The organism is Rhizorhapis sp. SPR117, from assembly GCF_021742065.1.
This window is the reverse complement of the sequence record NZ_JAKKIE010000092.1, coordinates 1-8,983: the sequence shown is the minus strand read 5'-3', so window position 1 is coordinate 8,983 and position 8,983 is coordinate 1. Positions and strand designations below refer to the sequence as shown.

General features: G+C 57.0%; 8 protein-coding genes and 1 tRNA gene. 4 read left to right on the top strand and 5 right to left on the bottom strand.

The genetic code is table 11. The features are described 5' to 3' along the window. Positions 1 to 251: 251 nt before the first annotated feature. Complete coding sequence (locus L3X40_RS19830; RefSeq protein ID WP_237367125.1) at positions 252 to 719, bottom strand: RcnB family protein; 468 nt, start codon at positions 717 to 719, stop codon at positions 252 to 254. Positions 720 to 932: 213 nt separating this feature from the next. Between L3X40_RS19830 and L3X40_RS19825 the strand changes: the two genes are divergently transcribed. Then, entirely contained in the window at positions 933 to 1,361 is a 429-nt protein-coding gene (locus tag L3X40_RS19825) for a hypothetical protein (RefSeq protein ID WP_237367124.1), read from the top strand. A 7-nt stretch (positions 1,362 to 1,368) separates the two neighbouring features. Here the strand turns inward: L3X40_RS19825 and dinB are convergent, their stop codons facing one another. The 3 genes from dinB to L3X40_RS19810 all read right to left on the bottom strand — a co-directional run bounded on the left by dinB (position 1,369) and on the right by L3X40_RS19810 (position 5,052). After that, positions 1,369 to 2,457, bottom strand: coding sequence for a DNA polymerase IV (dinB, locus tag L3X40_RS19820; protein WP_237367123.1), 1,089 nt, complete (start codon positions 2,455 to 2,457; stop codon positions 1,369 to 1,371). 48 nt (positions 2,458 to 2,505) lie between these two features. After that, a complete protein-coding gene (gene acs, locus L3X40_RS19815; RefSeq protein ID WP_445177220.1) occupies positions 2,506 to 4,440 on the bottom strand; it encodes an acetate--CoA ligase in 1,935 nt (644 codons plus the stop codon). Between the two features lie 159 nt (positions 4,441 to 4,599). Then, entirely contained in the window at positions 4,600 to 5,052 is a 453-nt protein-coding gene (locus L3X40_RS19810) for a peptidylprolyl isomerase (RefSeq protein WP_237367121.1), read from the bottom strand. Positions 5,053 to 5,247: 195 nt separating this feature from the next. Between L3X40_RS19810 and mgtE the strand changes: the two genes are divergently transcribed. Beyond that, positions 5,248 to 6,663: a magnesium transporter gene (mgtE, locus tag L3X40_RS19805; RefSeq protein WP_237367120.1), complete on the top strand. Its 1,416-nt coding sequence runs from the start codon at positions 5,248 to 5,250 to the stop codon at positions 6,661 to 6,663. Positions 6,664 to 6,714: 51 nt separating this feature from the next. Next, entirely contained in the window at positions 6,715 to 7,116 is a 402-nt protein-coding gene (locus tag L3X40_RS19800; RefSeq protein ID WP_237367119.1) for a DUF1489 family protein, read from the top strand. Between the two features lie 19 nt (positions 7,117 to 7,135). On the opposite strand, the gene L3X40_RS19795 is transcribed toward L3X40_RS19800, so the two are convergent. After that, entirely contained in the window at positions 7,136 to 7,891 is a 756-nt protein-coding gene (locus L3X40_RS19795) for a DUF1134 domain-containing protein (RefSeq protein WP_445177219.1), read from the bottom strand. A 272-nt stretch (positions 7,892 to 8,163) separates the two neighbouring features. Between L3X40_RS19795 and L3X40_RS19790 the strand changes: the two genes are divergently transcribed. Next, a tRNA-Ser gene (locus tag L3X40_RS19790) sits at positions 8,164 to 8,255 on the top strand. Positions 8,256 to 8,983: the final 728 nt, after the last annotated feature.

Sequence of the window (8,983 nt, the reverse complement as noted above, 5' to 3'; positions counted from 1 at the left end):
TGCCGACCTAGCATTGTTCATCTCCTCAAAGAGGCGTGAATCAATGAGGTGGATTACAGTTCCGGGTGACTAGGGTCCTGACCCTAATATGACCATATCGGTGTGACATTTCAGAGGACGCGTCGAACCTTTTTGCATGTCGTTCGTTGCTTATGATGGTCCACCCCCTTTCGGACCGATGGTTGGCGCTAGTCGCCACATCGGCCGCGTCGCCTGACTTGCAAGGGAGGACGGCGCGGCCAACGTGGTTCTTACCAGTAAAAATTTCGTATCACATCAACGACAACGCCTGTCCGCATGTTGACCAGCAATACGTCATCATAATGACGCACCCAGCGGTTGATGCCGCGCGCGGGGGGCAAGTGGTATCGGCCCGGATTGGCGATCACATAACGCGATGCATAATAGCCGGGCGCGACCCGCACGCCGGGACGGAATGCTTTATAGCGAAAGGAGGAATGCCACGTCCCGCGGGCATATAATTTGCGGTTATGCTTGCGATAATCCCGCCAGTCCTCGCGATATTCCTTTTTTGCTTGACGCACATCGCGGCGTTCATTGCGAACGTCACGCCTGTCGCCATAGCGCTGGGCTTGATGAAGATCGCGTTGTTCCTGCCGTATGTCCTGCCGGTCGCGGGCCAGTTCACGAGTCTGCGCCATGGCGGTGGCAGGCAAGATAGTTGCCGCCATCAACGCGGCCAATATGACTTTACGCATGTTCGACTCCTTGTTCCTGTCAGCGGCACCCAAAGGGAGAGGATCGGCGCCGCTGATAAAAGCTTTATGGGTGATTCGCTCTGAACGGACGACGAATGCGCTTGTCAGCTTGCCGAAAGGCTCTGTCGCAAAATGTAACAAGGGCAGAGCGACGTTTTGGCGTATTTGTGCGTAACAATGTGGCGCCGGAGACCTAAAAATTGAAATTTATACTTGATCGATGCGCCGACTCATGAAAACTTCCGCCCAAATAAAGCTGGGGTTCGCATAATGGCTTCGATCTTTCCATCATCCGGCGTTGCTGGACGCTCTGCCGCAATCTGGCACCGCAAGATGAGCAATAATCTCGCGGCTGCACTCGTCGTGTTTGGCGGACTTCAGATTTTCGTGATTTCCACGGTTGTGGCAAGCGGGGCCACCTCGCTGCTCTATCATATCGGCATAGCTATATTGATTGCCGCCATCATTCCCGCCGCACGCAATATGGAGCGCCGGTGGGAACTATTGTCGCAAAGCCAACTATCCAGTCCTGACATTGTCTCGCGCTATCGGGCTGATCAGATGAAGCTGTGGGCGCTGACCTTGTTATTGCCATTGGCCTGGATTCCCGTTGGAGCGCTGCTGCGTTTGATTGCCGGGTAACACATCCCTAAATCGATAAGGCAAGTTGCCTGGGCGTTTCCGGAGTGAGATCATGATCCAGATTGGATATGGTCAGGCCAAGCAAGCGCACCCCTTTCCCGAATGGTAGTTGCGCGTGCAACAGTTCGCGTCCGATTTGCGCAAATTCCGGCTTTGATGCGATCGGTAAAGGCAGCGAATGTGCGCGGGTCATTTGCTGGAAATCGGTAAATTTGACTTTCAGCGTGATCGTGCGCCCTGTCGCGACCGCGCGTTCGATGCGGTGCCAGACATCCTCGATAATCGGTTCCAGCGCTTCGATCAGGTCACTTTCGGATGACAGGTCAGCGGAAAAGGTGCGTTCGGCCCCTATCGACTTGCGGATGGCGTTGGCTCGTACCGGTCGATCATCCCGACCGCGCGAGGCCCAATAATAATAACGTGCCGAATTGCCGAATTGCCGTTCCAGAAAGGGTAACTCCTGCATCCGCAGATCAGCGCCGGTGTGGATACCCAGTGCATGCATCTTTCGCGCAGTCACTGGCCCTACGCCATGAAAGCGGCTTACGGGCAGCGTGGCCACAAATGCTTCCCCTTGTTCAGGGCGCACGACGCATAGGCCATCGGGTTTGTTCTGGTCGGACGCCAGCTTGGCAAGGAATTTGTTGGAGGACACGCCGGCAGAAGCGGTCAGTCCGGTTTCTGCTTTAATGCGCGCCCGGATATGCTCCGCTATTGCTGTGGCCGATGTGATCTTCTGGAGGTTTTCAGTGACGTCCAGATAGGCTTCATCCAGCGACAGCGGTTCGATATGCGGTGTATAATCGGCGAAGATGGCGCGCACTTGCCGCGATACCTCGCGATAGACATCGAACCGGGGAGGCATGAAGATCAGGTCAGGGCATTTGCGCTGCGCAGTGATCGACGGCATGGCGGAGCGCACGCCAAACGAACGGGCTTCATAACTGGCCGCTGCAACCACGCCACGTGCGCTGGCGTATCCCACAGCGACAGGTTTGCCACGCAAGGCAGGATCATCGCGCTGTTCCACCGACGCGAAAAAAGCGTCCATGTCGATATGGATTATCTTTCGCAGTCGGTCGGCGCTGTCATCCATGATTGCGTCATCATGTCATATTGGACATAAGAACAAAACAAAAACATCCTAGCCAATTCTATTGGCGATCAGGTCATCGACAACACTCGGATCAGCGAGTGTCGAAGTATCGCCAAGCGTTGACACATCCCCTTCCGCGATCTTGCGCAGGATGCGGCGCATGATCTTGCCGCTCCGGGTTTTGGGCAGGGCGGGGGTGAACTGGATGGCGTCTGGCGTGGCGATGGGACCGATTTCGGTGCGGACCCATTTGACCAGCTCCTTGCGCAGATCCTCGGTCGGTTCCTCGCCCGCGTTCAGTGTAACATAGGCATAGATGCCCTGGCCCTTGATCTCGTGCGGCATGCCGACCACAGCGGCCTCCGCGACATCTTTGTGCAGCACCAGCGCGCTTTCCACTTCGGCCGTGCCCATGCGGTGACCCGATACGTTGATGACATCATCAACCCGCCCGGTGATCCAGTAATAACCGTCTCCGTCGCGCCGTGCGCCGTCGCCGGTGAAATATTTGCCGGGGAAGGTAGAGAAATAGGTCTGGAAGAAGCGTTCATGGTCGCCATAGACGGTGCGCATCTGTCCCGGCCAGCTCCGCACGATCACCAGATTACCCTCGCACGCGCCGTCAAGCACATGGCCCTCACCATCGACGATCTGCGGTTCAACGCCGAACAGCGGCTTGGTGGCGCTGCCGGGTTTCAGGGCGGTGGCGCCGGGCAGAGGGGCTATCAGTGCCGCGCCGGTTTCGGTTTGCCACCATGTATCGATGATCGGACAGCGGCTTTCGCCCACCACCTCATGATACCAGCGCCATGCTTCGGGGTTGATCGGTTCGCCCACCGTGCCCAGCAGACGCAGGCTCTTGCGGGAGGTTGCTGTGACAAAATCATCGCCCTCGCGCATCAGCGCGCGCAACGCTGTCGGTGCGGTGTACAGGATGTTGACCTGATGCCGATCCACGACTTCCCAGATGCGCGACGGGTTGGGCCAATTGGGCACCCCCTCATACATCAGCGTCGTTGCTCCATTGGCGAGCGGACCATAAACGATATAGCTGTGTCCCGTGACCCAACCGACATCGGCTGCGCACCAATAGATTTCGCCACGCTTGTAATCGAAGCACAATTCATGCGTCAGGCTGGCCCAGAGAAGATAGCCGCCGGTGGTGTGCATCACCCCCTTGGGCTTGCCGGTGGACCCCGACGTATAGAGGATGAAGAGGGGGTCCTCCGCATTCATCGGTGCGGGGTCACAGTCTGTCCCAACACTCGCCGCCAGTTCATGATACCAATGGTCGCGGCCTGACGTCATATCGACTGCGCCGCCTGTTGCCTTCACCACGACCACGGTTTCAAGGCAGGCGACGAGTCTGGCCGCCGCATCGACATTGACCTTGAGCGGAACCGTTTTGCCGCCACGCCGACCGAAATCGGCCGTGATCAGATATTTGCTGTCGCAGTCGGTGATCCGTCCGGCCAGCGCATCGGGCGAGAAGCCGCCGAACACGATTGAGTGGATCGCACCCAGCCGCGCACAGGCCAGCATTGCAAAGATCGCTTCGGGAATCATCGGCAGATAGAGCGTCACGCGATCGCCCTTCTCGACACCCACGCCTTTGAGGACATTGGCGAAGCGGCAGACCTCTTCATGCAACTGCCGATAGGTAAAGCGTCGCGGTTCTTCGCCGGGATCATCGGGTTCCCAGATCAGCGCAATGTCATCGCCGCGCTCCGCCAGATGCCGGTCCACGCAATTGGCTGACACATTGAGCACCCCGTCGCCAAACCAGCGCACGCCAAAGTCCGCTTCGTTAAAGCTGCTTTCGCTCGCAATACTCGGCGCACGCATCCAGTCCAGACGCCCGGACTGCTCCAGCCAATAGGCGTTGCTATCCTCAAGCGAACGCGCATATTCGGTTGCGTAATCGACCGCATTGATGCGTGCGCGGGCAGACCACTCAGTTGGTACCGGGTAAATATCCTGCATCACATACCTCTCCCTTGATGCTGAATGATCCGCGCCTCTAATCGCAATTTCAACCTGTAATTGGCGGGGTCACGAGTATTTTAAAGGTGTTTTCTAACCTCTACGGCAGGAAAGGCGATGATGGACCTTCTGTTTCCCTGTCCATCATCGCCATTGAATTCATGCCGAAGTACGCATCTTGACGATTTTGCCAGGCGTTGCGGGCGGCTCGCCCTTGGGCAGCGCGTCGACATGCTCCATTCCCTCGGTCACTTCGCCCCAGACGGTATATTGGCCATCAAGAAATGTTGCATCGTCAAAACAGATGAAGAACTGGCTGTTGGCGCTATTGGGATTGGATGAGCGAGCCATGGAACAGACGCCGCGGACATGCGGTTCGCGGCTGAATTCGGCAGCAAGATCGGGCTTGTCCGAACCGCTCATGCCGGTGCCGGTGGGGTCGCCGCCCTGCGCCATGAAGCCAGGGATGACGCGGTGAAAGACAATATCATCGTAAAAGCCTTCATTCGCCAGCGTCGAAATGCGTTCAACATGCCCGGGGGCAAGATCGGGCCGTAGCTTGATGACGACATCGCCGCCGTCCAGGGTCATGATAAGTGTCTCGTCGGCCATGATCGCCTCCTGTTGCAAGAAAATGAAGTGAATAGAATGAGGCCGCTATAAAGATTGAGCGGCGGGATGGAACCCCCAATCGGTACGCATTGCCGTGGTGCGCGATGAAGCAAATGAACCAAAGCCGCGCCATTGCAATTATAAGCCGCATGGGTGAAAGGAGAGCCATTACAGGCGCAGGCAAGGGAGGCGGCGATGAGCGAAACCGACATAGCCGATCCAATGCAGCCCGAAGAGGCGGTCCCACCCCATGATACGCGGCTGGACGAAGATGATCGGCTGAAACCGGAATTCGTCTCCGCCGTGCTTGACCATGTGGTGGAGGGACATGATGAGGAAGTACGCGACCTCGTCCGTCCACTGCATCCCGCCGATATTGCTGACCTGTTTGAACTGACGCCGTCGGACCGGCGCGGCGCGCTGGCCGCTGCGCTGGGTGAGCTGGTGACCGCCGAAGTATTGTCGGAACTTAACGACTATGTTCGCGATGACCTGATCGGCGCGTTGGCCCCTGCGCAGGTGGCCGAATTTGCAACGCAGCTTGATACCGATGATGCCGTTGCGATCATTGAGGACATGGAATTAGAGGACCAGCAGGCAGTCCTTGACGCCCTGGACCCCGAAGACCGCGCCGCCATCGAAGACGCACTGTCCTATCCCGAGGAGTCCGCCGGTCGTTTGATGCAGCGCAATCTGGTCGCTGTGCCTGAATATATGACTGTAGGACAAGTCATCGACTATCTGCGCGAACATGGCGATCTGACCACCGATTTCTGGGAAATTTTCATCGTCGATGAACAGCACAAACCGATCGGTTCGTGTCAGCTGAGCTGGATATTGCGTTGCCCCCGCAATATTCCGCTGTCCGATGTAATGAAACGCGAACAAACGCTGATCCCCGTCGATATGGATCAGGAAGAGGTCGCACTGCGATTCCAGAAATATGCGCTGATTTCGGCGGCGGTTGTTGATGCCAACGGTCGTCTGGTCGGGATGATCACGGTCGATGACATTGTGCATATCATCCAGGAAGAAGCGGGCGAGGACATTTTGCGACTGTCCGGCGCCGGCGAAGGCGATATCAACCAGCCGATCCTGATGACTGTACGCACGCGTCTGTCGTGGCTGATCGTCAATCTGGGCACGGCAATATTGGCTGCATCGGTGGTTGGACTATTTCAGGAAACGATCGCCCGATATGTCGTGCTGGCGGTATTGATGCCGATCGTGTCGGGCATGGGCGGCAATGCCGGCACGCAGACGATGGCCGTGGCTGTCCGTGCGCTCGCCACCAATCAGCTTACAAGTTCCAATACTGTTCGACAGATCGCCCGTGAATTCCGCATCGCTGCCGCCAACGGGATTTCGCTGGGGGTGATGATAGGTATTGCGACTGCCGTGATCTACGGCAATCCCGATCTTGGCGTGGTCATTGCGCTGGCTATGGTCATCAACAATCTGGTTGCGGGACTTTCGGGCATTCTGATTCCGGTCGCACTGGAAAGGGCCGGGGTCGACCCTGCCGTGTCGTCGGCAGTATTCGTGACGACCATGACCGACGTGATGGGCTTTTTCTCCTTCCTTGGTCTTGCCACGCTTTGGGGCCTGTAATTCGCGGCACGGTACGTTGACGCTGCCTGTCCGCACCCCCATTTACTGCCCATGCCGCTCCATATGACCAAGATCGCCTTTCGATGTGAAAGCGTGGCGCATCTGCGCGATTGGCTGGAGTCGCATGAGGAAGAGGGCGAGGCGCATCTGACCACCCGCTATCTGCCCAAGCGCCACGCAGAGATGGCAGGCGGGTCACTGTACTGGATATTGAATCATCGCCTGATCGGTCGCAGCCCGATCATGGGCTTTACCGACGCACCCGGCGGACGGATCTGGATCAGACTGGAACCCCGATTGATCTCTGTCCGTTCCCGGCCAAGGCGCGCGCATCAGGGTTGGCGCTATCTGGCTGCGGAGGACGCTCCACCCGATCTTGATGGTGATGAGGACGAGGTGGCTGAAATGCCCCCGCACATGCTGGGCGACCTGACACGGCTGGGGCTGGTTTAAAACTGTCCGGGGAGAATGTTCAGAAGGGCAGCCAGTTCGATTTCTCTGTGAACTTCATATAGCCGATATTGGCGCCCAGCCGGTAACCCACGCCCAGGCGAATGGGGATCAGGACAGTGTCGCCACGCCGCAAATAGCTCGCCGTAAAGCCACCGACCAAATAGGCCGCGCCTTCGCCAGCGGGAAAGCGTTTGAAAATATCCTGTGTGTCATAGAGATTATAGACCAGCACGAAGGATTTGGCTGCATTTCCGCCCACGTCGAATCCGACGGATGGGCCGGTCCAATAGACTTGCCGCTGCCCCTCAACCTTGTGGAACAAAGTGCCAGAGCCATAGCGCAGGCCCACGACAAATGCGCCGCTTGCTTCCCGTCCGGCAATATAGGCATTTGGCTTGCCCTGATCGGCCAGGATTTTTTCGATAAGTCCAGCCAGACCCTCGGCACCTTTACCAAAAACGCCTTCGGCTGCCCCGATGAGGTCGTCTTGCTGATAAACTGTCGATTCGTCCGCAGCAGCGGCCTGGGCAGCAGGATCGGTGCCGTTTGCTGTGACAGCTGCCTGTGTGTTCGTCTGCTCATTGTAGACATTGCTATCGACCGTGACATTTTGTTCGGCGGGCGGTGGCGCGCCATTGTCCTGCTGTGGAAGTGGCGCGAGATCGGCGTCAATGGCTGTGTTGGGATCGACGGAGCGCACTTGCGCGAGGACCGGAGTCAGTCCCAGCGAGAGCATGGTAAACAGACCAACAAGGCCTTTGACGATGGAGCGCATGACGGTATTCCCCCGAAAAACTTGGTGCCAGCGAGTATCCCGGTACAACATGAAACGGCAATGAACGGGCGGCGACACGAGTCAATTTTGCGTCAGATAGCGCACTTTTTGCCCGAATGCCCGGAAAATTGCCTTGATCTTCCATGCGCGCATAGAAAAGTGACAGGGAAAATCATAACCACGCAAGACCCAGTTGATAAGCGCCACACTCGCCGTTATACGGCCAACTCTTGAAAGCCAGTGCGCCTCCCTTTGGGACGCATGACCGATGTGGAGACGTGGGTGAGTGGCTGAAACCAGCGGTTTGCTAAACCGCCGTGCTGAGCAATCGGCACCGAGGGTTCGAATCCCTCCGTCTCCGCCAGTCCCCTGTTCGCCATGATTCGCCATTGTGCAGAAACTCGCACATTTCTGCGGATTATGACGATCGTATGTCCGCCGCTATTCCCCCCAATTCGCCTCAAGCGCCGTCAGCTGTTAGGGTTAGTGTTAGGGTTAGTTGGGGTGAATGAGCGGGTCGCCGACGGTGATTAAGCCGCCGAAGCGAAAATTCTGCCTTCAATATCATTACGTCAGCAGACGTCTGCAGCATGCAACAAATCAATGTCGGGGGAGCGCCACCTCCTCGCGCTACGGTCGGCGATGCAGGCCTGAAAATGGGAGCTCAGTCTACGATGTCAGAACCTAAACCAAATGTCGCCGTCGTTCGACACTCCGGAAAGGCAGCTTTTGGGTCTAAAAAGCTGCCACTCCCAATGGCAGCATGTTATACCGGAACGCGTCGTGACAGCCCCTTTTTGGCCTCTCAGGTGCAGCCATCGATCTGAAGATGCACACGATGAATAATTCCACTAAGGCCGCCAGTACATCTTCATGGCGCGGGGCTGAAGTCATTCTTGTGGGGATGCTTATCGAGGTAACACATGATGATGGTCGAGAAGTAGCCGCGTTGCCAGAAGTATAAACGGCGGAGTAAAAATGTACCACTGACGGGTCTTTTGGGGTCCGTTCATTTCGGAGTAAAAATGTACCACTGACGGGTCTTTTGGGGTCCGTTCATTTCGGAGTAAAAGTGTACCGGTCCTGATGGGT